The organism is Spirosoma flavum (assembly GCF_042686045.1).
Taxonomy (GTDB): Bacteria; Bacteroidota; Bacteroidia; order Cytophagales; family Spirosomataceae; genus Spirosoma; species Spirosoma flavum.
The window spans coordinates 1-25,513 of record NZ_JBHUOM010000004.1 but is presented as its reverse complement, the minus strand read 5'-3'; the positions used below and the strand labels follow the sequence as shown (position 1 = coordinate 25,513).

At 47.9% G+C, this 25,513-nt stretch carries 19 protein-coding genes; 10 read left to right on the top strand and 9 right to left on the bottom strand.

The annotated features are described in order from the left end of the window. Nucleotides 1-102: 102 nt before the first annotated feature. Complete coding sequence (locus ACFS25_RS12785) at nucleotides 103-2,664, top strand: TonB-dependent receptor (protein WP_381501102.1); 2,562 nt, start codon at nucleotides 103-105, stop codon at nucleotides 2,662-2,664. 53 nt (nucleotides 2,665-2,717) lie between these two features. Here ACFS25_RS12785 and ACFS25_RS12780 read toward each other — a convergent pair whose 3' ends face one another. Next, the gene (locus ACFS25_RS12780) at nucleotides 2,718-4,112 is read right to left on the bottom strand and encodes a metallophosphoesterase family protein (RefSeq protein ID WP_381501098.1); all 1,395 of its coding nucleotides are present in this window, start codon (nucleotides 4,110-4,112) and stop codon (nucleotides 2,718-2,720) included. 269 nt (nucleotides 4,113-4,381) lie between these two features. On the opposite strand from ACFS25_RS12780, the gene ACFS25_RS12775 reads away from it, so the two are divergent. After that, on the top strand, nucleotides 4,382-5,596 hold the full coding sequence (locus ACFS25_RS12775) for a PQQ-dependent sugar dehydrogenase (RefSeq protein WP_381501096.1): 1,215 nt from the start codon (nucleotides 4,382-4,384) through the stop codon (nucleotides 5,594-5,596). Nucleotides 5,597-5,870: 274 nt separating this feature from the next. Here ACFS25_RS12775 and ACFS25_RS12770 read toward each other — a convergent pair whose 3' ends face one another. Continuing rightward, a complete protein-coding gene (locus ACFS25_RS12770; RefSeq protein WP_381501094.1) occupies nucleotides 5,871-6,863 on the bottom strand; it encodes an aldo/keto reductase in 993 nt (330 codons plus the stop codon). A 63-nt stretch (nucleotides 6,864-6,926) separates the two neighbouring features. Beyond that, nucleotides 6,927-7,784 (bottom strand): helix-turn-helix domain-containing protein, encoded by an 858-nt coding sequence (locus tag ACFS25_RS12765; protein ID WP_381501091.1) that lies wholly within the window; start codon nucleotides 7,782-7,784, stop codon nucleotides 6,927-6,929. Between the two features lie 248 nt (nucleotides 7,785-8,032). On the opposite strand from ACFS25_RS12765, the gene ACFS25_RS12760 reads away from it, so the two are divergent. The 4 genes from ACFS25_RS12760 (at nucleotide 8,033) to ACFS25_RS12745 (ending at nucleotide 12,935) form a co-directional block, all read left to right on the top strand. Next, the gene (locus tag ACFS25_RS12760) at nucleotides 8,033-9,226 is read left to right on the top strand and encodes an MFS transporter (protein ID WP_381501087.1); all 1,194 of its coding nucleotides are present in this window, start codon (nucleotides 8,033-8,035) and stop codon (nucleotides 9,224-9,226) included. Between the two features lie 167 nt (nucleotides 9,227-9,393). After that, the gene (locus ACFS25_RS12755) at nucleotides 9,394-10,368 is read left to right on the top strand and encodes an aldo/keto reductase (RefSeq protein WP_381501084.1); all 975 of its coding nucleotides are present in this window, start codon (nucleotides 9,394-9,396) and stop codon (nucleotides 10,366-10,368) included. Between the two features lie 42 nt (nucleotides 10,369-10,410). Next, complete coding sequence (locus tag ACFS25_RS12750; RefSeq protein ID WP_381501081.1) at nucleotides 10,411-11,232, top strand: helix-turn-helix domain-containing protein; 822 nt, start codon at nucleotides 10,411-10,413, stop codon at nucleotides 11,230-11,232. 422 nt (nucleotides 11,233-11,654) lie between these two features. Beyond that, on the top strand, nucleotides 11,655-12,935 hold the full coding sequence (locus tag ACFS25_RS12745; RefSeq protein WP_381501078.1) for a sensor histidine kinase: 1,281 nt from the start codon (nucleotides 11,655-11,657) through the stop codon (nucleotides 12,933-12,935). Between the two features lie 520 nt (nucleotides 12,936-13,455). Here the strand turns inward: ACFS25_RS12745 and ACFS25_RS12740 are convergent. Next, nucleotides 13,456-14,052 carry an FMN-dependent NADH-azoreductase gene (locus ACFS25_RS12740; protein WP_381501075.1) on the bottom strand — a complete coding sequence of 199 codons (597 nt, stop codon included), beginning with the start codon at nucleotides 14,050-14,052 and terminating at the stop codon, nucleotides 13,456-13,458. 147 nt (nucleotides 14,053-14,199) lie between these two features. Between ACFS25_RS12740 and ACFS25_RS12735 the strand changes: the two genes are divergently transcribed. Both ACFS25_RS12735 and ACFS25_RS12730 read left to right on the top strand, forming a co-directional pair. Next, a complete protein-coding gene (locus tag ACFS25_RS12735) occupies nucleotides 14,200-14,568 on the top strand; it encodes a winged helix-turn-helix transcriptional regulator (protein WP_381501072.1) in 369 nt (122 codons plus the stop codon). Between the two features lie 145 nt (nucleotides 14,569-14,713). Further along, nucleotides 14,714-15,400 (top strand): hypothetical protein, encoded by a 687-nt coding sequence (locus ACFS25_RS12730; RefSeq protein ID WP_381501069.1) that lies wholly within the window; start codon nucleotides 14,714-14,716, stop codon nucleotides 15,398-15,400. Between the two features lie 924 nt (nucleotides 15,401-16,324). Here the strand turns inward: ACFS25_RS12730 and ACFS25_RS12725 are convergent. Together ACFS25_RS12725 and ACFS25_RS12720 are read right to left on the bottom strand one after the other, a co-directional pair. Beyond that, nucleotides 16,325-17,245, bottom strand: coding sequence for a hydroxypyruvate isomerase family protein (locus ACFS25_RS12725; protein WP_381501065.1), 921 nt, complete (start codon nucleotides 17,243-17,245; stop codon nucleotides 16,325-16,327). 7 nt (nucleotides 17,246-17,252) lie between these two features. Next, nucleotides 17,253-20,288, bottom strand: coding sequence for a PVC-type heme-binding CxxCH protein (locus tag ACFS25_RS12720; protein WP_381501061.1), 3,036 nt, complete (start codon nucleotides 20,286-20,288; stop codon nucleotides 17,253-17,255). A 543-nt stretch (nucleotides 20,289-20,831) separates the two neighbouring features. Between ACFS25_RS12720 and ACFS25_RS12715 the strand changes: the two genes are divergently transcribed. Continuing rightward, complete coding sequence (locus tag ACFS25_RS12715) at nucleotides 20,832-21,593, top strand: NUDIX hydrolase (protein ID WP_381501058.1); 762 nt, start codon at nucleotides 20,832-20,834, stop codon at nucleotides 21,591-21,593. Here the strand turns inward: ACFS25_RS12715 and ACFS25_RS12710 are convergent. The 3 genes from ACFS25_RS12710 to ACFS25_RS12700 form a co-directional block, all read right to left on the bottom strand. Beyond that, complete coding sequence (locus ACFS25_RS12710; RefSeq protein WP_381501055.1) at nucleotides 21,590-21,829, bottom strand: hypothetical protein; 240 nt, start codon at nucleotides 21,827-21,829, stop codon at nucleotides 21,590-21,592. The genes ACFS25_RS12715 and ACFS25_RS12710 overlap by 4 nt on opposite strands. 242 nt (nucleotides 21,830-22,071) lie before the next feature. Continuing rightward, nucleotides 22,072-23,007: an aldo/keto reductase gene (locus ACFS25_RS12705; RefSeq protein ID WP_381501052.1), complete on the bottom strand. Its 936-nt coding sequence runs from the start codon at nucleotides 23,005-23,007 to the stop codon at nucleotides 22,072-22,074. Between the two features lie 148 nt (nucleotides 23,008-23,155). Next, a complete protein-coding gene (locus tag ACFS25_RS12700) occupies nucleotides 23,156-24,028 on the bottom strand; it encodes a helix-turn-helix domain-containing protein (protein WP_381501049.1) in 873 nt (290 codons plus the stop codon). Nucleotides 24,029-24,858: 830 nt separating this feature from the next. On the opposite strand from ACFS25_RS12700, the gene ACFS25_RS12695 reads away from it, so the two are divergent. Further along, nucleotides 24,859-25,513: hypothetical protein (locus ACFS25_RS12695; protein WP_381501046.1), on the top strand; the 655-nt coding region annotated here is incomplete at its 3' end.

Here is a 25,513-nt window from a genome sequence, read left to right as displayed (position 1 = left end):
GTTCATTAAATAGATTTTACGCGGCTATCACCCACCTATCCAAGCGTTATTTCATCGTAAATATAACGGTTCGTTATATTTACGATGAAATAACGCTTCTTTATGAAATACATCTCTCTATTGTTGATTCTGTTCAGTACACCTTTGCAAGCAGCTATTCAACCTGACACCATCGTTACCCCAAGAGATTCGCTACGCAAAGTTCAACTAAATGAAGTGGTCATATCCGCTTCCCGAGTAGCGGAAAGCATCTTAAAATCCCCCGTTAGTATTGAAGTGCTGGATGCCCGGCGCATCCGGCTATCCGCCCAACCCTCGTATTTTGATGCGATCGAAAATATAAAAGGGGTGCAGCTTCTTACGTCTAGTCTTGGCTTCAAAGTTTATAACACGCGCGGCTTTGCCGCCACGACCAACGTTCGTTTTGTCCAACTCGTTGATGGCCGCGATAATCAGGCCCCTCATATTGGTGCACCTATTGCCAACGCGCTGGCCCCTTCCGACTTAGATATTCAACAGGTCGAGTTGGTGCCGGGTGTCGCTTCGGCACTTTACGGTATGAACGCCCTGAACGGATTGGTCAACATTTTAACACGAAATCCGTTCGATTCGCAAGGGCTGAGCGTCGCGCAAAAAACAGGTCTCAACCACGTTGGGGACGCGTCTGTACCGGCCAAGGTCTACTCTGAAACCAGTATCCGCTATGCCCACCGAATTGGCGATCGCTTTGCGGTCAAAGTGAATCTGGTTTATCAGCGAGGTTACGACTGGGTGGCTGGCAACCGCGATGACCTGAACCCCAACGGCAATGCGTCCCTGAGTTTGTTCGGAGCTGATAATCCGGCGTATGACCCGGTAAACGGCTACGGTAATGAAGCGGCCAACCGCCGAACCATTACACTGGGCGGCAAACGCTACAGCATTGGTCGAACGGGATACTATGAAGCTCAGGCCACAGACTACCGATTGAAAAACCTGCGGGGTGACATCTCACTGCATTATCGGTTCTCGCCAACAGTCGAATTGGCTTACACCTACCAGGGAGCCACGTTAGATAATGTGTATCAGCGCACCAACCGCTTTCGGCTCGACAACTACCGGCTCGACCAGCACAGTCTGACCTTAACCACACCTTCCATACAGATCCGGGCCTATCGAAGCCATGAAAACACGGGTGACTCCTATAACATCCGATCTATGGCCGAGAACATCGACAAGTCGTTTAAAAGCGATAACCAGTGGTTTTCCGATTTCACTAACCGGTTTAACGCTGATACACAGACCGGTTTGGCGGTGCCGGATGCCTTACGCGATGCCCGTTCTATCGCTGATCAGGGTCGTCCTGTTCCGGGTACGCCTGCATTTAACGACTTGATCGCTAAACTTCGCGACATCAACAACTGGGACATTGGCGCAGCTCTTCGGGTGCAATCCTGGATGTATCACGTAGAGGGTCAAGTCGAACCGACGCAGGTACTTTGGAAGCAGTTCCGTCAGCAGACTGGCATTACTATTCAGGCTGGGTTTGATTTTCGACGGTACGTCGTTTTCCCCGATGGAAATTATTTTATCAACCCTACGGAGCCGGGCAAAAATCTGGTTTATGGCAAAATGGGCGGGTTTGTCCAGTTAAGTCGCACCTTTCTGGATAATCGGCTCAAAGTGGCCGGATCGTTGCGACTTGACAAAAACACCTATTTCGACGCCCGCCTGAACCCCCGGCTGTCGATGGTCTATTCGCCTACGGACGCGCACAACTTTCGACTCTCGTTCCAGAATGGCTACCGGTTTCCCTCCCTGTTCGAGGGCTTTACGAATATCAACTCGGGTGGGGTAAAACGAGTTGGTGGTTTACCGATCATGTCGAAGGGGATCTACGAAAACGCGTACCTGGTCACCTCGATCAATGCCTTTCAGGCGGCCATTACCACTGATGTTAACACGAACAAACTCACTACGAATCAGGCCATACAAAAAAATAAAGGGCTTTTAAAAAAGAGCCCCTACACCTATCTGCAACCTGAACAGGTCAATAGTTTTGAACTAGGGTATAAAGGGTTGTTTTTCAGAAACCGGCTTTATGTAGACGCCGATGTTTACTACACAGCTTATAAAAATTTCATCGCGCAAGTGAATGCCAATATAGCGAAAGGCACAAATTCCGATTCGCTGGCGTATTACTTTTCGTCATCGACCACACAGGATCGCTACCGGCTGTGGACCAATTCACAAACAAAGGTTTATAATTACGGGGCCAGCTTGGGCCTTCGGTATAGCCTGACCCAAAACTGGTCGGTGGGCGGCAATGCCTCTTTTGCCAAACTCGACCGCGCCGATAATGGAGATGGTTTAGAGAGCTCGTTTAATACCCCGCGCTGGATTACAAACCTAAATATCTCGAATGGCAATCTATGGCGCGGCCTTGGCTTCTCGGTGAACTACAAGCATCAGGATGCGTTTTTGTGGCAATCGGAACTGGCTACGGGCAATGTATCGGCCATTAACACGCTGGATGCTCAGGTGAGTTACCGTCTCCAACCGTTGAATCTTTTGGTAAAAGTGGGCGGCACGAACCTAGCCAACAAGTATTATTATACCTTCATCGGTGGCCCGGCGGTCGGGGGGCTATATTACACAAATTTGGTCTGGGAGCCTAAGTTCTAGTTTGTCAGTTGGTAAGCCTAGCAAACAGTTAGGCTTACCAGCTAACAAACTAATTAAGCGCCTGAAGATGACCAGGCTAGAGAGCCATCCTGGTAGAACCACTGCTCCTGAACAGTATCCATTGCGAACGTTAGATGCGCAAACCCGTTTTTAATTCTCAAGGCATTACGAGGAGCCGTATCTCCAAGGGGTGAATTAGTATAAAAGCTTATGGCTGAATTGTTTGCAAACCAACTGGCCTGGCCAATTGGAATAGCTCCGTTGCCCACGCATCGGCAGCACACGCGCCCGGCTACAGAGGTTTCAGAATACACAATACCATTATGAACATGTCCCCAATACCAGTAATCCGGGTTCTTCCCCAAGTGAGATACCACGTCGGTCCACAACTCATTTTGAATCGTACCGATTTCGTTGATCGGATTATGATGGGTAAGAATCATGATCTTTTTCCCACTTGTTCCAGCTTGTTGCAATAGTTGTTGTTGCGCCGGATCAAGTATTGCACCAGTCATATACATAGTTTTCGCATCGGCATAATAAGCTGAGTCAAGCCCAAGGATCAACCAATTACCAAAGCTAATACTAAAGAAACTCGCGTTACCCTGCGCTTGGAACAAAGACGTAATCGACGAATTAAGGGCAACATTGAACAGACCATTCCCTCCGTCATACATTTCATGATTGGAGTTGAGCGTAAAATTGCCTAATGGTGCCTGGTAAGTCCACTGGGTTACCAGCTTAGTATATTCCTCCCCCGTTTTGGCCCCGAAAAGACCATAAGTGCCCGAATAGTAAACATCGCCCAAGTGAATTACCATATCGGGTGCCTGGCTTTTTATCTGCTGCATAACGAGCTGAGCGGGACTACCGGACAAATGACCATCCTGATAAGCGCCAGTGCCCCAATCGCTAAACAGAGCCACTTGTAACGTGCTTTTATTAGAGACCTGAATTTGCTGGCCGTTCGGATTAAAGGCTACCTTATTTATCCAGTTCAGCTGGACTAAAAAATAATCCAGCAGCGATAGAGCCCAACCAGGGTCCACCTGTGCATAAAGCGCGGTTGATACTAATGTGCCATCTCCAGTCAGCACACCTACCCCATTTAATTGGGCCAACCACGAGTTCCATTGAGTCGTCGTAATCTTAGTGGGGGGCATACCCAGTAGATGTAAAATGGGATGTAACCTAACCAGAATTAACTGGATCGCTAATGGCACATTGGGCATTTTTCCATTTAGGAAGAAAAGGCACCAACCTTGTTCAAGATTCCCAAGGGCGTCCGGCGGTGGTGGTGTACCACTCATCAACTGAATAAACAGGTTCTCGCTGTCTGTTAAGTGTACCCAGATAGCGGAATCCAGCATTCCGCTCTGAGGCTGCGCAAGCGTAAGTTTTTGTTGCCGCTCGTCAAGATCAGCGGCAAATTTTTCAGTAAATAACATTGGCTAAAAGAGTTTAGAAATTCAGCATAATTTATACTGACTATCACGTACTTGCAAGAGCCATGGTAGTCTATTAACAAGATTTAATCAAGTCTGAAATTTCTCAAACAGGATTAGTCAATTGGGTTTTTGATTTATTTATAAAGAGAAACTGGAGGAAGTCCTCCAACGAAATTGAGCCAAATTGGATTTTTTATACCCCCAGGCGCTGTTTGTTTGTCAAACACGTTTATCATTAAACCCGTATTCACGTTTACCAATCAATTAAAATGAGGAACAGAATTTTATTAGCCTTGGCCGGCACCTCCCTAACGCTATCATCCTTTGGCCAAACTACGTCTAGTAACACAAATGCCCTGGCTGCCGTTGAAACCAAAGAACCGAACTCAGCCTATAAACCGGCTTTCGCTGGCCAAACGCGAATTGATGGCGTAAAATCAGCCACCAACTACGAAGGCAAGGTATTGACCGAAGCGCTTAAATTTCCATGGGGTATTACGAGCTTGCCTGACGGACGAATGCTCGTTACGGAGAGAGAAGGAACGATGCGCATCGTCACGTCTGTCGGTAAGGTAGGGGAATCAATCACGGGCCTTCCAAAGGTTAATCCGTCGGGCCAGGGAGGACTTTTAGGTATTCGGGTTGATCCCGCTTTTGCAACTAACCGAATGGTATACTGGGTATTTTCAGAACCCAGTGCCGAGGGGAATGTGACGGCGGTTGCCAAGGGAAAATTATCCGCCGATGAAAAAAAGATCGAAGGAGCAACGGTCATTTACCGCGCTACCCCGGCCTATAAAGGGAATCTGCATTATGGCGGACGGATTCTAATCGATAAAGACGGGAATCTGATCATTAGCACGGGGGAGCGTTCGGATAAAGTAACCCGGCCACAGGCTCAGTCAATCAGTTCAGGTCTAGGAAAAGTTATTCGCATTACTAAAGAAGGCAAACCCGCTCCCGGCAATCCGTTTGAAGGCCAGGCGGGCGCCAGACCTGAACTGTATTCCTATGGGCACCGTAATGTACAGAGCCTTGCTTTTGATCCGGTAACAGGCGACCTGTGGGAAGGTGAATTCGGTCCAAGAGGGGGTGACGAACTCAACCACATTAAGCCGGGCAAGAATTACGGCTGGCCGACCATTACCTATGGCATCGAATACAGTGGTGAAAAAGTGGGCGATGGCATTCAGCAAAAAGAAGGACTTGAACAACCGGTGTATTATTGGGACCCGGTCGTTTCGCCCAGTGGCATGACATTCTACACGGGTGATCATATCCCGGAATGGACCAACAATCTCTTTATTGGCTCGCTAAGTGGGATGCACGTTTTGAGGCTGATTATCAAGAATGATAAAGTAGTGGGAGAAGAACGGTTGTTAGCGGATCAGTTTCAGCGCTTCCGGGATATCACACAAGGCAATGACGGAGCCTTATATGCCATTACAGACCAGGGCAGGTTGTACCGAATCGATAAAAAATAATGCCCGGCACTCCCGGATAGTCATTTAGCTGACTATTTCACCTTTGAGGGTGATCTGCTGTTCGACTAAAATGATCAGCATATCTCCGACTTTTAGGTTTTCCTATCTTAAAAAAGTCAATTCGGGTTGTGCTGCAGCCACGAGGATTTTACGAGACAAGATCATTACCAGCGATCAATACTAGTAGTAGCCGACCATAAGGCAAAAGAGCGTTGAGGTCAGCTACTACTATTGATTTTGATTAGGGGCGCATCCTGCACCAAGAAAGAATCGTTTACCCATTTAGGGCGTTCATAAATCGTTCTGGGTAGCGGGTGCCGGAAACAATTCCCGCGGGCATAATGGCTTCAATGCTTTGCAGGTCTTCACCAGTGAGTTTTACCTGTTCAGAAGCTATGTTTTCCTCAACATGTTTGATGCGTTTGGAGCCTGGAATGGTAATAATATCGTCTCCTTGGGCCAGTACCCAGGCAATCGCTAACTGAGCCGGAGTACAGCCTTTTTCAGTGGCCAGCGTCTTAATCTTTTCGACTAGCGACAGATTTTTGTAAAAATTCTCACCCTGATAACGGGGCATGTTGACACGACTGTCCTTTATATCTTCCGGCTTCTTAAATTCACCGCTTAAAAAGCCTCGACTTAACGGGGCATAGGCAACCAATCCGATACCCAATTCCCGGATAGTCGGAAGCACTTCGGCTTCAATGTCGCGGCTCCAGAGCGAGTACTCGATCTGTAAAGCGGTGATGGGATGTACGGTAGCCGCCTTACGAATCGACTCGGCCGATGCTTCCGAGAGGCCGATGTACCGAATGACCCCTTTTTGGACTAAGTCGGAAAGGGCTCCCATCGTCTCTTCGATTGGCACTTTGGGATCAACCCGGGCTTGGGTATAGAGATCTATATAATCCGTTTTGAGACGGCGGAGACTGTAAAAAACTGCGTTGTGAAGGTAATCGGGATGGCCGCTGACCGGACCAGGTCCCATAGCCCCGTTAGGTCCAGCCGTATATAACTGACCCGTTTTTACCGAAAGAAAAGCTTTGTCACGTTTATTGTTGATGGCATGGGAAATAAGCTCCTCGTTTTGGCCAACAGCATAGTAATCAGCCGTGTCTAAAAAGTTGTGCCCCAGTTCGAGGGCTCTTTCGATGGTGGCGATGGCTTCTTTTTCGTCGGATTGCCCGTAAGCACCCGACATGCCCATACAGCCTAACCCTATTGCTGATACTAGCGGGCCGTTTGTTCCTAGCTTTCTGTTCATCATCTTGATTTTTAGTATGAGAACAAAGGTCTACTAAACATCAGGGAATGAGCTGGACAAAACGTATTAGTTGCCGGACAAATCCTGAACGAAAGTGGCTATGGTTTGGCCCGTTACTTTTTTAAACAACCGGGAGAAGTAGTCAGGATCATTGAAACCCAGGTCGTAGGCTAGCTCCTTGATAGAACTTTCCGCATAGTAAAGACGACGTTTAGCTTCCAGAATGAGCCGGTTGGTGATGAACTCTTTGGGGGAAAGCCCGGAGTAGTGCTTAACGATAGCATATAAACTATTGGTGTTGAGGGCCAGCTTTTGGGCAATTTCCTGGATGGTTATATGATCGGTGAGGTTATCTTCGACAAAAAGTTTAAAACGGATGTATGACGAAAGTTTGTGGTCGGCGGGACTTTTGTCGGTGGCAAAATAAGCCATATTGATTTCGGTTAACAGGCTATTGAGGTGGGCCAGGATGAGCTCAGGTTCCGTGTCTACTGCACTTAATACGTTGAGCAGTATATCGAAGATGGATTTTAATCGAACAGCCGCCGATGCCGTAAACTGTATTTTTTGGTTGTTGAATGGGTTGATGAGAAAAGAATACTGTTTGGGCAAAAGGGAAAGACAGGTTTCATCAAAACCAAGCTTGACATAGTTGGTACCTTCTTTGGTATCAGGCAGCCGGTGAATTTGGTGAGGTAAAATAAAAAGGAGTTCGTTGGCCTGTATATCGAATTGCTGGAGATCAACGCCGTGCCGGGTGTGGCCTTCCAGCATAAAGAGAAAAAAGTAGTATGGTTTGCGATGCGTAAGACCATATTTCCGGGCAATTTCAGGCGGGAGATGACCGAACGTAGGCGAAATAATACGGATGGCGAGTTTGTTATTTTGTCCGTTGAGAGTAAGCAGAGATTCACTGTTTTGCATAAGATAAAAGTAACGAAAATAAGTAGGGATTGCGGTGCAGATAGGTACATTTCGGGAGTTGACGCCGGAGTCTGGTAAGCAAGTCCTGACGTACCGATAACACCCCCCCGAGTAATCACCAGCATACAGAGCCTTTTATAGTTTGGTGATTACGCCGAAAATCAGGTATGTTTACCAGAAAGCCCACCCGTTTCTGCACTGGTTGCCGGAATTGAATAGCCGCTTTTATATCCCTCACCTATTTTCGTATGGAATTGGCAATATCAGCAGCGCATGTGTCAAGCGCTCGCATGGCTACCCGATTGATTTTTCTGGTTTGTGGTTTAGGTATGTCGAGCTGGGCACCGATGATTCCCCTCGCAAAAGACCGTTTAGACCTCAATGACGCTAATCTGGGCTTATTACTACTGCTGCTTGGTGGTGGGTCCATGCTGATGATGCCAACGTCGGGTTGGCTGGTAGGCCGCTTTGGCAGCCGCATCGTCATGGCTTGTGCGGCTCTGGTAATGGCCTTTATCCTGCCGCTGCTGCTCGTTTTTTCTACCACCACTGCCCTGGCCGTTACGCTGTTTATATTCGGGTCAAGCATTAGTACCATTGACGTGGCTATGAATGCGCATGGTGTACAGGTGCAGAACCTCTACGGCAGACCCATTATGTCATCGTTACACGGCCTATTTAGTGTGGGTGGCCTATTTGGTTCTTTGGGCTTAGGTCTTTTGATGAGGCTTGGGCTTAATCCTGTTTATGCCATTGTCAGTATTGCCGCCCTGATGATCGTGATCACCCTAACCCAGTACAAGAACTTGTTCCCTTTAGCGATTGAACAACAGACGATTGCCAGATTCTCGGCTATAGATGAGAAGCCATCACAGGGCCATCAGCGGCTCATGTGGTTGCGCGGCAGTGTCTTATTTCTGGGCATGATGTGCTTTGCCATTTTTCTGGCCGAAGGCGCCATTCTTGACTGGAGCGCTATTTACCTGCGGGACATCAAAGGGATTACACCGGAGTTTGTGGGAGTGGGCTATGCCGCCTTTTCCATTGCTATGGCGACGATGCGGTTAACTGGTGATAAGATAGTGGCGCGGTTGACTAGTAAAACGGTCGTAATAGGTGGAAGTTTGATCGGTGCAGCCGGCTTGAGCATCGCCATCCTGAGTCCATGGGTATCGGGAGCCATAGCTGGCTTTGTTTTACTGGGTGTCGGTGCCGCCAATATTGTCCCGGTGTTTTTCAGTGAAGCGGGCAGGCTTCCCGGTATCTCACCAACAGTGAGTATTCCCGCCATTACGGCCATCGGGTATACAGGTCTTTTGACTGGCCCGGCTTTACTGGGTTTTATCGCCCAACATTTTTCCTTGAGCGTCGCTTTTGGTTTCTTAGTCTTACTGTTGTTGCTGGTCGCGCTGAGTTATGGCTTGAAAGGAAAGGTCAATTAGCCAGTCACTTTGGGTACAGCTCGCGAAAAAGCCCTTGTGATTGTGCCAACCAAACCAATCAGGCTCAATAGTGTTGAGCCATACAGGCAACTTATTTGAGCCGTAGACGAAATCGGCGATGAACAACAACCCTCATCTTTGTGTCATCATTTCATAACACAACAGCGATGACAACGATAACTAAAATAAGTCTAGGCAAAAATGGCCCACTCGTCTCTAAACTCGGGTTAGGGTGTATGCGCATGTCGCCCATTTGGGGAGGCCGCCTGACGAATGATGAAAGTGAAAGCATTGCGACCGTTCAATTGGCGTTGGACAGCGGCATCAATTTTTTGAATACCGGAGATTTTTACGGTAGCGGCCACAACGAGCTGTTGATAGGCAAAGCCATCAAAGGACGGCGGGACGACGCTTTTATCAGTGTCAAATTCGGAGCGATTTTTTACAACGGTCAACCGATTGGAATGGATCTCCGGCCAATAGCCATCAAGAACTTCATCAACTATTCTTTGGTACGCCTGGGAATTGATACCATTGATCTTTATCAACCCAGCAGACTCGATAACAGTGTTCCCATAGAAGATGTGATCGGAACTGTTGCTGACATGATCAAAGAAGGAAAGGTTCGTTATCTAGGCGTTTCTGAAATAACGGCGGATCAACTGCGCAAGGCGCATAGCGTTCACCCGGTAACGGCACTGGAAATAGGTTATTCATTGGCCGATCGCCAGATAGAAAGCGACCTGCTTCCTGCGGCCAACGAACTGGGCATAGGGGTTGTGGCATTTGCCAACACGGCCGAGGGGCTACTTACCGGTGAAATGAAATCACCTCTTCCAGCCGATAGCTACCAAAATCATTTTCCGCGTTTTCAAGGAGAGAATCTGATCAAGAATCTGGAGAAAGTCGAAGTGTTAACACAAATGGCAAAAGAGAAAGGATACACGCCGACACAACTGGCGATCGCCTGGGTAAATGCGCAGGGCGATCATATTATGCCATTGGTAAGCATGAGCCGCAGGTCGCGGTTACCGGAAAACATGCAGGCGATGGATATCCAGTTCACTGCCGACGAAATGACTACGCTTGATACGCAATTTTCTGTCGGTGCGATCCTTGGTGGTACATACTTACAGCGGTAGTAGGGCGGCCCGTAAAGCCCTACTTTTTACTATCTTCACCCAGTGACAAATCCAACTGTAATAATCCCAGGGGTCATTTTTTTCTCTTACCGCTCGGTCATAAGTAAGGAGAAAGTAGCCTTCCTGGAACATAATACGCTGGTATTGCAGGTTTCAGGCCGTTTCTCAATTGAAACTGCCAACGAAAAGATATCCATGGGTCGCGGCCAGATGCTGCTGATCCAGAAAAATCAACTGGCAGAACTTACCAAGACGCCCCTGGAAGGTGAGGATTATCAAACCATTGTTATAAGCCTGAAAGAAGACCTGCTCAGGAAGATTGTCCTGGAGGAGCAAATAGAGATAGGTCAAAAATATACTGGCCCTCCCAACATTCTTATTCCAGAAAACGAGTTTTTAAGTGCTTTTTTTCAGTCTGTAATTCCCTACGTTCGTCATCCGGACGAACGCATAACCAATGCACTGGGCATGTTAAAAGTAAAGGAGGCAGTACATCTCCTCCTTTACACCATGCCTGAACTGGAGGAGCTCTTATTCGACTTTTCGGAACCTTATAAGATGGATCTGGAAAAATTTATGCTCTCCAATTTTCATTACAATGTTCCCGTGGAAAAATTTGCACTGCTCACCGGGAGAAGCCTGGCGGGTTTCAAGCGTGATTTCCAAAAGATATTCGGCATGGCGCCCCGGCATTGGCTGCAAGAACGGAGGCTTACGGAGGCCCGGCATCTGATCGAAACCAAGCAAAAGAAACCATCTGCCATCTACCTCGACCTGGGTTTTGAAAGCCTCTCTCATTTCTCGCATTCGTTTAAGCAGAAATTCGGCAAGGCTCCCACCGAGTGGTCAAGTATTCATCATTGAAGATAATCCGGATCAACGGTCACTCATCCAGCTAGCTATTTGCAAAGCCTACGAAATCGGCATATCCTCCTACCTGGTGAAGCCACTGGATTTCGACCAATGGCTGACCTATTTCCGGAAGCTCCGTCAGTACAGGTGGGAAACGGTCACCTTACCATCTCAACAGTATAGCCTTTAATCCAGGTAGGGTCTAAAAAATACGACGTAACTGGCTTATTGACATTGGTAAAACTGGGCATTTTTTTGTAGCCTTGTTGCCCAAATAGCAAATGAAGGTGGCCCTTTTACGCAATAGGACAAGGCTATAAATAGGTTACCCAATCTCGATTGGTTAGCTTTGATCTCGCCTGGTTACCCAGTAGGGCTTAACCTCTCCGGTCGATTCCGTATGGACCGGATCTTGTTCGTTCTACTGTAATGCCTTGACAATCCCCACGCTTGATGCCGCCGGGCCAATGGCTCCGTTGGCGGCTTACCTGTCCAGTCGACGCGAAGCGATGCTGGCCATTTGGCGTACCACCTGTGAAAGCGATCCCAATCTAAATAGTGCCGCTGGCTTAACCCGCGAAGAGTTCAACAACAGAGTCCCCTTCATGCTCAATGAACTTGAACACCGTTTGGGGGGACGGGCGGGACGACCTGAAGAGGCCAAGGTAAGCCTGTTAGCCGCCGAACATGGGCTTCACCGCTGGCAGAAAGGCTATACCCTGCATGAACTGTCCGCCGAAATGCAACATCTCAATAACAGCCTGCTCGCAGAGTTACGGCTATATTGGGAGGTCTACTCGTCCATTGGTAGGGAGGTCATGACAACGGCTTATGAGTACATCGCCACTTTTAGTAATCAGATTAGTGTTGGAAGCGTTGAGCAGTACGCCATCCTCCAACGGACTGTCGCATCAAGTCGGGTAGACGTGCTGGAGCAAACACTGGCTCACTTGAATCAGGTGAGTCAGCAACGCAGTAATTTATTACATCAATCGTCTCACGATCTGCGGGGCAGCTTCGGCATCATTCAGGGGGCGGCCTCCCTGTTAGAGCTAACGAGCGACTCCGAAGAAGACCGGAAACGCTTTCTGGAAATGTTGCAACGCAACCTGGCTAATAGTCGCCACTTAGTGGCCCAACTCATTGATCTGGCTCGCCTTGATGCGGGCCAGGAACCACTGCACATCCAGACCTTTAATGCCGGTCAATTAGTAGCCAGCCTGGTGGCCGATTACCAACCACTGGCCCAAGAACAGGGACTCGTGCTAAAAGCCGATGGTCCGGACCCATTAAGTGTGGAGGGTGATCCGCTTCAACTTCAGCGTATTATCCAGAACCTGGTCCTCAACGCCCTCAAGCATACGGCCAACGGGTTCGTTTCGGTTTCCTGGAGCCGGGAGAACGACTACCGCTGGACCCTTAGTGTTCAGGATTCGGGACCGGGCCTGCCTACGGCGACTACGACCGGTTCATTACCTCAAGTGTTAAGCCCCAGCCCCGAATCAACAGCGGCCTTCGGCCTGCCCAATCCCGATGCCCGGGAGGCCATTATTATCCAAGCGACTGGCTCGACCTTTGCTAACAAAGGGGAAGGGATCGGCTTATCGATTGTGAAAGGATTGTGTGAACTGCTGCGTGCCAGTTTAGAGATTGAAAGTCGGCCAGGGATGGGCACCTTGTTTCGGATTCGCCTACCAATTCACTGGCACCCCTAATACATCCAGGCTTGACCTGCCATCCCATAAAGGTCGCTATGGAAGAGAATTGACGAGTCGCCTAATGAGTCATTTGACCTTGAACGCTTTCAGCCACCGGTGGTTTAGCCAGAGTTAGGGAGTAAATAAACAAGGTATAGGATAACAGATGAACCTGGATTCAGCAACTAATCAGTTGTTGGACGTCCACTATCGGACTAGTTTCTCCACATAACGTTGCTTATACAACTTGGTTAAGATATGATATTTACACTCTGATAACCAGCAATTTAACGGGTATATGAGCCGAAAATAGGTAGTTTTGAGGTGCGAACCAATCAAAAGCTACTTTTCCAAGCTCATATGTTGACTGAAATCTACGTCGCAGCAATGGTAGAACAAAGAGCTAGCAAACCTGCTATGCTCCCAGAATCCCGGCCTCGTTTAAGGATAGGTTCATTCACCGGCGAGGGTTACGCGCAAAGTGATAGGCGTACCTAATACTTCTCATTCCCAACCATAAACTAAGGACTAGAGTAACCTAAACGGCAACGCTAGCCAGTCCCTTCTCAACGGTGGAAACCTGCAAGTCGGGAATGGACGTACCTTCCGCGCGCACGACCGTTATATCAGTCATCCCTAGAAAACCCAGTACCGTTTTCAGATAAGGCACCACGAAATCATAGGAGCTCATAGGACCCTCAGAATAAATGCCTCCACTTGACATAGCCAGATAGACCTTCTTACCTCGTATTAATCCTTCAGGGCCATTGGCCGAGTAACTGAACGTAATACCCACCCGGGCAATGTGATCGATCCAGGTTTTTAGCGTCGATGGAATGCCAAAATTATAAAGCGGGGCACCAATAACTATCACATCGGCGGCCATCAGTTCAGCAATTGCCTCTTCGGAATGGCGAACGGCAGTCTGCTGAGCTGGCGTTCGATTTTCTGCGGGTGTGAAGAACGATTGCAAATGAACTTCTTCCAAGTGAGGAAAAGGGGTTTCGGTTAGATCATGAATCCGCACCGTACTATCAGGATGGGCCGCTACCAGTTTTTGAACCAGCGCGTTTCCTAATTGAATGCTGTAGGAAGCCCCTTTGCGAGGGCTAGAAATAAGATGCAAAATATTCATAAGGCGTTAACGAAAGCCAGCTTTAGAGCAGGCGTTGAAACGTGAACGGGGACTAAGTTGCCCTGTCGCGTTGCACAAATGTCACTAGATTTTATCATCTTTGTAACTGATTATCTATTTAATACCAGTTACAAAAAGGATACCGACATGAAAAATCTCACTTCTTCTGAGTGCACAGGGGCTCATCGGGCCGTACGGGATACATTGGACATTGTGGGCGGCAAATGGAAACTGGTGATTTTGACTACGTTAATCGATAAGGAAAGACGGTTCAAAGAGTTGGCTCGCGAGATTGGGATTTCTCCTCGAATCTTGTCGAAAGAGCTCCAGGACTTGGAAATCAATAAACTAGTGACACGCACCGTCTGCGATACCCGCCCTATCACGGTAGAATATTCCATCACCGAGCATGGTCAAACCTTAGAAAAAGTGACTACGGCTCTACGGGATTGGGGCCTGACTCACCGAAAAGAAATTATAGGTACTCAAGAGTCGCTCACGCCAGTTACGGGCTAGGCTTTTTTTGACTATCCATCATTGACAAGTAAGTGTATGATTCGGATTTGTTTACTGCTATATCTTCCCCTAAGACTGTATTGTATACAAGAGTGTTGCAACCGTTAGAGCAGAGACGGGGTCCGTTCTAATAAAATACACTCGTATGCATATGAAATTTATTGGCCTTTTGCTGGCAGCCACCCTCCTTTTGAGATGTCAACCAAGTTCCTCCGTCGACCCAATTACTACAGGACCCGAACCCGAACCTTATAGGATCGTCCGGGATAGTATCAAAACCGGGACGTATTTAGGCATCGCTATTGACGAGCAAGCCGCTAGCGTGTATCCAAAGATTCAAGCTCTTCAGGCAACCAAGGGGGTTTCGGCACTCAATGTAGTCAGTAACGTTTTCGCAGACCTCATTGCACTCAAAGAGCGCCTGCCGCTGTATCAATACATTCTCCTGGATCAGAAGTCAGGCACCGACTCCGGCGTACAGATTACCGTCGAAGGCAAAACGGTCAAGAGCATTTATCTCAATAGTGGTCAGCAACTTACTCAGTGGCCCGAAAAGCAGGCCGTCGACTCTTCGGTACGCGTGGGTGACGCCATCTCGACCTTGTATGACAAACTAGTCGCCATTAGAAATATAGACCGCTACACTAACAAGTTTGAGTATATTTCATTAATGACCAAAAACCTGTCAGCTGACTACGACGGGGGAATGAGTCAATCTCCGCAGTGGTATTTCGGCTTCTCGACCGGCCCGAATCAGATGGATCAGATACAGGTCCATTTTCGAGGGGGTAAGGTCAGTAAACTTTATATTGACCATTACTCTAAATACTGATTTCGGTTTCTATTCTGGGATTAGTTAAAGGATCCGTGATTAGGGTCTAAATATTGTAATATTCTCCTAATACAGCGTTTATTAAACAATAAATCTCCAAAAGTACAACTTATAAGAGGGCAAAAGAGAGGTGGTGACATCGTATGTCACCACCTCTCTTTTGCCCTCCTATGCCCTCCAATTACCCACTACGAAGAGCATCATTTCACAATCATTTGTTAGTAAAACTGACTCATATAGGATAGTTGGTACAACTCATCCATCATTAAATACCCCTCTCCTACTCCAAAACGTCTTGTTAACATCCGATTACGGCTGAAACATGTAGTAAAACCTGTCAAATATGCTCATCGCATACACCTCTAAAAGAAGGGAAGTCTGTAGTTATATCCCTAAGCTAAGAGGAACTACTTATCGATCACTTTTTGCTTGTAAAAATAGGTTTTAATCACATATTTCCAGGGCACTAACAGAATAGGTAGCAAAAGGGGTAAAAATACAGTTATCATCCCCTCAGCCCGTGAACCAATCAACTTATCGAACACCCATAAGGGGTAAGCAACGACCAATCACAGTGCGCTTTGGCTGCCATAAAATATCACTGAGCAAATCTAAAGCATACGAGGCCGTTATTGTCGTGAACCCCTATTCAGCCAATGAGCAACCGATAGAATGGGGCTATTTTGACTGCAACGGCAGATCGTGAAGAACTCGATAAACGGCGCTCGGTGACTGAACATGCCAATACTTGGCTTGACAGTTTCAATACCCTGCTGGTCCGCCATGACCGGGCCGCCGTAGCGGACGAATGTTGAGATTAGCGCTCTGCCAGTGAGTGGACTTTGTAGGGTTATTTTTGAGGAGAGTCAATCGAAAAAGAAACCATAAACAACTTCATTGTTTAATTCTTAAGATTGCCAACTTTCAATGTGGGTCGATGGATCGGTAGGCTACCAGCGCTTTTTGCTCTCCTTCCTTTCCGGGATTTTTGATACCGTGTTCCAGACCTACAAAACCTCGGTAACCTTTATCATAAACATGCTGCAGCACATTCACGAAATTGATTTCTCCCGTAGTTGGCTCATTGCGGCCCGGAGCATCGCCAACCTGTAGGTAAGCGATTTCGTCCCAGGCGTAATCCAGGGTATCCATTAAGTTTCCTTCCTGGATCTGGACGTGATAAACATCAAAAAGCAGTTTAAGGCTCGGGCTTCCCACGGCTTTGGCCATGGCATAAGCTTGAGGGATTGTATGCAGGAACATGCCAGGGTGGTTAACCCGGTGGTTCATGGTTTCCATAACCATAATAAGGCCGTGGGGTTCGTACAGGTCAGCGATCTGTTTGAGCAGTTCAATCGCATTGGCCATCTGAAAATCCCAGGGTAATTTTGGGTCCGACATGCCAAGTACATTATGTATGTATTTGGTATTCATTCGCTTGGCGATCTCAATGGATGCTTTCACGTCCTGGAGTACGTTGTCGCGAATTGCTTTGTTACGGCTTGCGAAGGTGGCATCTTTGAAGGTCAGCGTACCCACAAACTGGCCAAACTCCATACCCAGTTGCTGAATTGTTTTGCTGATGCGCTCCTGCTCGACAACCGGTCTTCGGGCCAGGAATGTATTTTCCCAGGCCCGAAATCCATTATCGTGTCCCCACTTGATCTGGTCAACAACATCCTTACCACCCAGTTCCTTGAAGATGTCAAATTCTGGCGAAAACTTCATACGAAAGGGAGGTCCATTCGTTTTGCCCGAAGATAAAGCGGAAGCTGATCGTTCCGTGCCCACCATCAGCGCAGCGCTGGCCAGCATGCTATTCCGAATGAAAGATTGTCTGTTCATCAGGCGATTATTCACTTTTACTGTTTTTCAAAAAGGCAATCAGGTCAGCCATTTTTTGCTGGTCAAGCTGGCTCGACAGCACCGGCATTACCGACATGTTCAGGACTTTCAGCGACTTGATATCTTGCCGGTTGATCGTTTTTTCCACGCCGGGCGACACCCTCAACTTGATAGCCGCTGAGGTTTCGCTCACGATCATGCCCTGCAACGGGTCGCCATCGTTTAGCAACACTTCCCAAAGATCAAATCCAGGGGCGATCGACAGGCTCGGATCCAGAATGTTGGCCACCAAATCCCGGGAAACCCAGTTATGCACGGTTCCCAAATCTGGCCCGTATGAAACCCCGATCTTACCACGAACCTGGTGACAAAGCGAACAATTCTCTATATAGACCAGCTTACCCTTGCCGACATCGCCGGTCATCGACAACGCTTCCTGATAATCCTTATTTACTTTCTGCCGTTCCTTCATGTTCAGCAAGGCCCTGGCTTTATCCCGTAGTGTTGCGTCTGATAGGCTCATCAATTGGACACTTCGACTCCAGCCTACCTGTTCGGGTTTCACTTGTTTAGCTTCTACCGCATTCAGTAATAAGGTAACTCGTTCTGGGTTGGCCAAAAAAGTATTTAAGGCGGCATCCCGGATTTCCGGCGTCAGGGCATCCCACTGTTTTAACACATAGTTGGCCACCGTCATGTCTGGGATCTGACTCAAAACCTTCAAGGCGGCAAGCTGCACGGCGGGCTGTTCCTGTGGCACAATCGACTTTTCCAGCAGTTGGGCATACGGAGCCGGGTCGCCAAGTGTCATAAAATTGATCGCTTCGGATCGTTTTTCGTCCGACAATTTTCGGTTTGTTGCAATGTCCGCGGCTTTCTGCATACCCGCTTTCAAGCTGGCAGGATCGTTTACCCCGATAACCTTTAACAGTTGAAGTGAAGCGTTTCGCACGTCTGTCGAAGGGTAGCTGAAAACACTGGTTATCAATTGTTTTTGCTCGGTGCCAAGCTGAGTAAAGTCAATCTTTTTGCGTTTTAATCCATTCGTCAGACCCGTCAATAATGGCGTTGCACCAGTAAACCGCTTGCCGGGTTCCATCGCAACGGCCTTCCCGATCAGCCCGCGGATCAGGTCAATGTCGGTGCCCGCTCCAACGATCCCCGCCAGCCTCTGTAACATGGTAGCATAAGCGGGGTTGTCGGCCTTGTACGAATTGATAAAGGTTTTTAACAGCGGAGCGGTTTGAGAGGCATTGGCCGACAAGGCCGCAATTTGCACCCAATCGTCGCCCAGGTCTCCGAACAGGATTTTTTGTCTGGTGGTACCGGCCTGGGGAGTATTCACAAATCCCAACGTACAAAGTAACTGGTACCTGACCTTCGGATCGGGGTCGTTCTGTAGGGATGGCAAATCGTTGGCAAGCTGGTCAAGTTGCATCTCTGCCAGCTTAATGCCATTCTCGCGAATTCCGGCCTCGGGGTCCTTCAACGCCTTTCTGATCAGCTCCGGCGATAAAGCTTTCATACCCTGCAACGTCCAAAGCGCGTGCAGCCGTCCCAGCGGTGCCTGGTTGCCACACATCTTGACGAGCGAAGGAATAACCGCCTTATTGTCATGGTCTACCAGCAGGCGCTGGGCATTGATTCGCCACCAAAGATTCGGGTTAGCCAGGTAGGCCACCAGTTCCTCATCCGTTGCATTGCCCAGCTTGAGGCCCTTTGTCCACTCGGCCGATTTTGCATTGGTTGGCGTGACCCGATAGATACGTCCCATATCGTATCCATTGTATAAATTCACTCCTTGTAGCGCTTCGTCAGACATCCATTCCGGGTGTTCGATAATTTGGCGATAATAATCCAGCACATACAAGGCACCATCGGGTCCAACGTACATATTGACCGGCCTGGACCAGGAATCAGTGGAAGCAAGAAACTCCCTATTGGCACGCAGGCGGCTTGCCACGAAGCTGGCGCCTTTGTCTTTGATCACATCCGCATGCACCAGATTACTCACAGATTCGGCCACAAACGTTACATTCCCGTCAAAAGGTGCAGGAAAAGCGCCACCCAGATAGGCAGTCATGCCGCTAGACGAGGTGGTCAGGCCGACGGGTGTAAAGAGCTGACGATCCGGATTTTTGGTGATCTGAAAGACCTCAGCGGCTCTTCCGTGATCCGAAATCATCTGGGTAGCATCTGAAATCAGCATGTCCGGATTGCGTTTCAGGTATTGGGCCGCTATTGCTTCTTCGTAAATGTGATTTGAATTAAAGGTCAAAAAATGATGCCCCCATCGGTCGAATGTATGTCCGAACTGCGACCGGCCGGATTCCATTTCCAACTGATTGCTTTCGGGACGAAAGCGGACGTTATGCCCGTCCGCATTTTTGGGCAGACGTGGCGAGTCCTGCTGGCCGGTAAAACGAATCTCGGTGCCCTCATCACCAAACTCCGTTCCATATTTTCTGGTCCCGATCGCGCCCACGTGCGCTAGATGGATCCAGTTATCAAGCCCATAAATCGGGTTATTGACATTCACGTGCGGGTTTGATAATGAAAATCCGGTCATTAGCGTATCCCGCACGTCGGCTTTGCCGTCTCCGTCGGTATCTTCCAGATAGAGCACATTGGGCGCGTCCGTAATTAAAACCCCTTTCTTCCAGCGCAAGATTCCATTAGGCAGTACCAATCCCTCTGCGAAGACGGTACTTTTATCCATTTTTCCATCCCCGTCCGAATCAGAAACCAGCTTGATCCGGCCTGTACCACTTTTATCCAGCGGATAGCCCGGCATTTCCACGACATACAATCGCCCGAATTCATCAATTTCCATATCTACCGGACTGGCCACCAAGGGTTCACTCACCAGCAATTCGATCTTGAAACCGGGTTCCAATTCAAAGGTAGCCAGGGCATCTTTCGGACTGACCGGTCCTTCGTCTGTGTTTTGGGGCATAATTCGGTATCCTGAATATAAAACCATCAGGAACAAAGACAAATAAACAGGTAGCAGACGCGGAAAACGGTTTATGAACTTTTTCATAGCTGATACTTTATGCGGCTTCATAGAATAAACGTACTAGCCGGGATTTTCAATAAGTTTGGGGTTGTTGCTGATCCGGATCTGATTAATGGGAAAGTAGTAGTCGGGCGCTTTAAAGACCTTAGTATAACCATCCTAATTCCGGATTTGATAAGCGAATTTCTTCTCATTGACCAGATTGTGAGAATAGGCGCCCTCGGAATAATTGAGCTACAGCTGACTTGATCAATCATTATGTCATTATGACACAATGATAGTATGATTATAGGAGAAACCAAAATTATTTTTTGTTTTTAATAGGAATGGGTTGGTACCTTCTTAGCACCCTAAAAAGGTAATCCTGCCAGCACCACCAAACGAAGCAGTAGCGTATGGAGCAGGCTAGTCTAAACCTGTGGTTTCATTGTGTAAATTCGTGTTAATGCCTACCTTGCCCGGAGAGAAAAATAATGATGGAGTGCTTAAAACCGAAGGTATTACCTTAGCTGCTCGATCTTTTTTGAATCCAGTTACCATCGATAGTACTTTAGTTGTTTTTAACGTATGCATATTGACATATCCACTGAAGAGTTTTTATTCAATGGTCAAGCCTATTTTCTACCTTCTCTTTCGATCGATAATGTCATTTTTGGCTTTCATAAAAATGAGCTAAAAGTGCTTTTGCTTCAGTTGCAAAACAATCCTAAATGGGAACTTCCGGGTGGATTTATCTATAAAGATGAAGAAATAGAAGATGCGGCAGCCCGAATTTTGACCGCTCGCACGGGCTTAGCTGATCTATTTCTTCAGCAGTTTTATGTATTCGGCAGCACCCAGCGAACCCGTAAAGAGCTTCTTGTAGAGGCCATGAACCAAATTACGGATCAAAGCTGGCTCATGAATCGGTTTGTCTCCATCGGCTATTATGCCCTGGTTGATTACGAAAAAGTAAACCTTCAACCGACTGAAACGGCCAATGTCTATGCCTGGCATGATTTAAACAAGATTCCTGAACTCTTTTTTGATCACCGCCAAATCATTGAAAAGGCCTTACAAACCATGCGTTTGCAATTAAATCATTTGCCCATTGGCTACAATTTACTGCCGGAGGAGTTCACCCTGAAGAGCTTGCAAACGATCTACGAAACCATTTTAGGCAGAAAGCTGGATCGAAGTAACTTCAGTCGAAAAATTCTGGGGTATGGTATCTTACAAAAGAAGGAAAAGCACTACAGTGGTAGTGCTCATAAAGCCCCGTTTCTGTATTCGTTCAACAAGGAAGCTTACTTTAAAGCTCTGGAAACTGGGTTAGATAAGGACTTTTAATTCGTTTGTAATGCACTGTATGCTACTGATTGAGCCGCGGTGGCTGGCCCCGGCACGGTCCCGCTCCGGCGTACCTGCCGTTGCGGGGAACCGCGCTTAACGGTGCGGGACCACTGGACAGATAGTAAAATCACCGCTCCGACCCTTAGATTTGAGGGCTGGTAAGCAACCAAAATTTGGCGGGGCCGCCCGTGTGGTAGCTTACCAGACAGACCACGAACGGTCTCCCCTAGCATACGCGTTAAGGCAGGCAACTCTGCAGGGCCTGCCGCCACAGCAGACCGTCGAAACGCTCACACTTGTGAGTCCTCGAAGGTAGCTAAAACAGGAAAGCCAACCTTGAAATGATAGTATGGCACAAACCTGAAGGCATACGCGTTCGTTACGAAAACAGTGTTATATTGATTCAAGTGAAGTTGTGAGAGTAGACCCCCAGCTTTTTTGATCTTGAAAGCTTCTTATCCATTCAAATTTTTCACTACGCTCGGATGGTTTTCAATTCGGCAAGATCTTCTGCCGAAAGCTTGATCGCTGTAGCGGCAATGTTTTCCTCCAAACGGTGCAATTTGGTAGTTCCGGGGATAGGTACAAAACCAGGATTTTGGTGCAACACCCAGGCCAAAGCCAGTTGAGCAGGTGAAATTTCCTTCTTTTGCGCAAATGCGTTGAACGAACTAATCATAGGCTGATTAGCCTCCCTGCTTTCTTTGGAAAACTCCGGAAATACATTTCTGATATCGTCAGGATTAAACTTCGTATTGGCGTCAATGTTGCCTGTCAGATAGCCGTGACCCAATGGCCCGTAAGCCACGAAGCCGATGCCCAATTCTTTCAAAGTTGGTAAAATCGATTCTTCAACCTCACGGTTCCAGAGGGAATATTGACTTTGTAAAGCCGCAACAGGCTGCACAGCGTGTGCTTTACGGATGTTCGCTGTATCTGCCTGCGACAGACCAAAGTATTTCACCTTACCCTCCTGAATCAGCTCCTTCACCGTTCCGGCAACATCTTCAATAGGCACAGCCGGGTCGACACGGTGCTGGTAAAGCAGATCGATATAATCGGTTTTCAGTCGTTTCAACATGGCTTCGCATACTTCGCGGATGTGGTTGGGCTGACTGTTAAAACCCTTATTTTCACGGGTCTGCGGATCAAATCCAAATCCAAACTTAGTAGCGATGATTACTTTGTCGCGCATGGGGGCTAAAGCATCGCCAACCAATTCTTCATTGGCAAAGGGGCCATACATTTCTGCAGTGTCAAAAAAATCTATCCCTCTTTCCACAGCCTGATGAATCAGCCTGATCATGTCCTGCCGGTCGACTACGTTTCCATACCCATGACTCATATTCATGCAACCCAGTCCGATGGCGGATACTTTGAGTCCGCTAGTCCCTAATCTACGTTTCTCCACAGTTTTACTGATTGGTAAATTTCCTCTGTTTTGTTTTAGATAGCTGTTGATAAAGTAGGTGATCAACTCATCACTCAGCGAAACAAAAGTAGATACGGGTTCACCTGAAACGATAGATTATTCAAACCAAAAAGTATAAATTTCAAACCTAATGAGCGCGGTAGAAGGTGGGTGTGTTCCCCGTTGTTTTTTTAATGAAATTGCTGAAATAGTTGGGGTATTCAAATCCCAGCGCGTAAGCAATATCGGCTACGCTCCAATCGGTATGTTGCAGTAAAGCGGTTGCTTCGGCCGTAATGCGTTCAGCAATCAAGGTGGTTGTCGATTTCCCGGTCATTTCCTTAACCGCACGGTTGAGGTAGTTGACGTGAATAAAAAGGCGGCTTGCATAATCCTGTGCGGCTTTAAGTTTTAGAGGAGCATTCAAGTTTTCTACCGGGAATTGTCGCTCAAGCAGCTCCAGAAACTGGGTGGTTACACGTAAGGAGGCACTATTGAACTGAATAAAATGATCGGCTGGCCGCATGCGCAGCGCTTCGTGAATAATCAGTTGGATATAAGTACGCATGAGATCATCCTTATACAAATAGTTTGTTGCCTCGTCTGCAATCATGTTTTCGAAAATCCCGGCAAGCCTGGCCTGCTGTTGCTCGTCAAGTTTGAAGGCCGATGTACTGCTTACGTTAAACAACGGAGAATTTTGTAAGCTATCCGAACGCTCAAGGGACTTGATAAAGTTTTCAGTAAAAACGCAGGAATAGCCGGTTTGCCTTTCAGACAGAATTTCAGCCGCGTAGGGAACGTGGGGATTAGCAAAGAACAGGTATACACCATCCATCTGGATAATGCGGTCGCCATAGTGTACGGTCACATTACCTACGCTGAACACGATCTTGTAGAAATGCCGACGACCGAACGTTGATGGTCCACTGTTAGGAACTTTACTCCGGTTCACTTTAAAACCTCTAAGTTTTAACACCGCGTTTAACGCCAGTCCGGGAAATTCAACAGGTGCTTTCATGAAAGCGTAAAAGTACAAAAATCAAAACAACTATATTGTGTAATGGAGGCTTGTACTGAAATCAGAAAGCCGCCCTCTTCTAAAGGATTTATATTTTCTCGATTGATTTTTAAAATCAATTCTACCAAACTGTTTCGGTCAAACCCTTATAAGTAATGTATCCGGCCATGCAGGCCCACCCTATCAGTCTATTAAATCGTCGTTTAAGCAGGCCAATCAGATAGGAAAAGCCGCACTAGCCGGATTGAGAGCAGGTATTCTTGGGCCAGTAAGTGACCCGGAACAAAACGACTCATTAAGTAGGCAACCTGAGTTCACGCGTCAAAGCCATTACAAAAACCACACATACTATTGCTCCCACAAGTAGAGGCTGCAAGACTACTTGCGAGCTAGTGCGTTTATAGCTATTCGTTCGAAATAGCAGAATTGCTCAAAATAAATACCACACTGATTTATACCCAAATATTGAGTTTCAGCAGCATGATTCATACTGTTAAGCCTGTACGGTGATTCAAACGTCGATATAAGCAATAGAATATAAGTTCTCGACTCAACCTCTGTCAGTTTGTTCCCAAGCGCACTTTTTGAGTGAAAAAAGTACCCCAACTGCCAGTTTCTTCAAGGTCGCCCTCAAGAAGAAACTGGCAGTTGGGGGGTACAAAATACTTAGTTAATTATTCCACAAACAAACAGATAATATTAAACTTATTGTTTACTATAAATAATATTTGTTAACTTAATCCATTATTTTGTTTGTATTTATTTATATTTGATAACAATTAGTAAACAATATTACATAACTATAAATGTAGTAGTTAACACAAATACTCATGACCTACCGTACTCTTCTCTTACTGTTTAGCCTGCTTTTAGCTGGCGCCGGCCGGCCCACCGCCCTGGCCCAACCCCGCATCTTCAACGCCCCCCCCGCCACCCTGCCCGGACAGGCCATCAGCCTGCAGGGCAACTTCTCGATCAAAGCTAAAGCCTTCCTGCTGGCCGGTGCCAGCACCACCCCCGTCCCCCTGCCCATCCTCACCCAGACCCTCAACCACCTCACCGCCCGCATCCCCACCACCCTCAGCCAGGACCTCTTCCAGGTCTGGATCGAGGATGCCGGCCAACGCAGCCCCCCCATCCTGATCAACCAGGCCACCGGCTTCCACCTGGACTCCCCCCAGGCACCCCCCGGCGGCACCCTGCGCGTCTTCGGCCGCAACCTGCTCCTGAGCGGGGCCACTCCTATGGTCCAACTCGTGCCCCAGGGGGGCGGGCCCACCCTGCAGGCCACTATCAACCTGCCCGCCAGCGATGCCTACCAGCTCAGCCTCACCCTGCCCCCCACCCTGCAGCCCGGCACCACCTACTCCCTGTGGCTGGCCAATGGACGTGGAGGGCCCGCCGGCCGGTCCCTCATGTCACCCACCCTGACGGCCCTGCCCCCCGGACCCGACGCCTTCGCCCTGGGCGTGGGCTGGGCCGCCA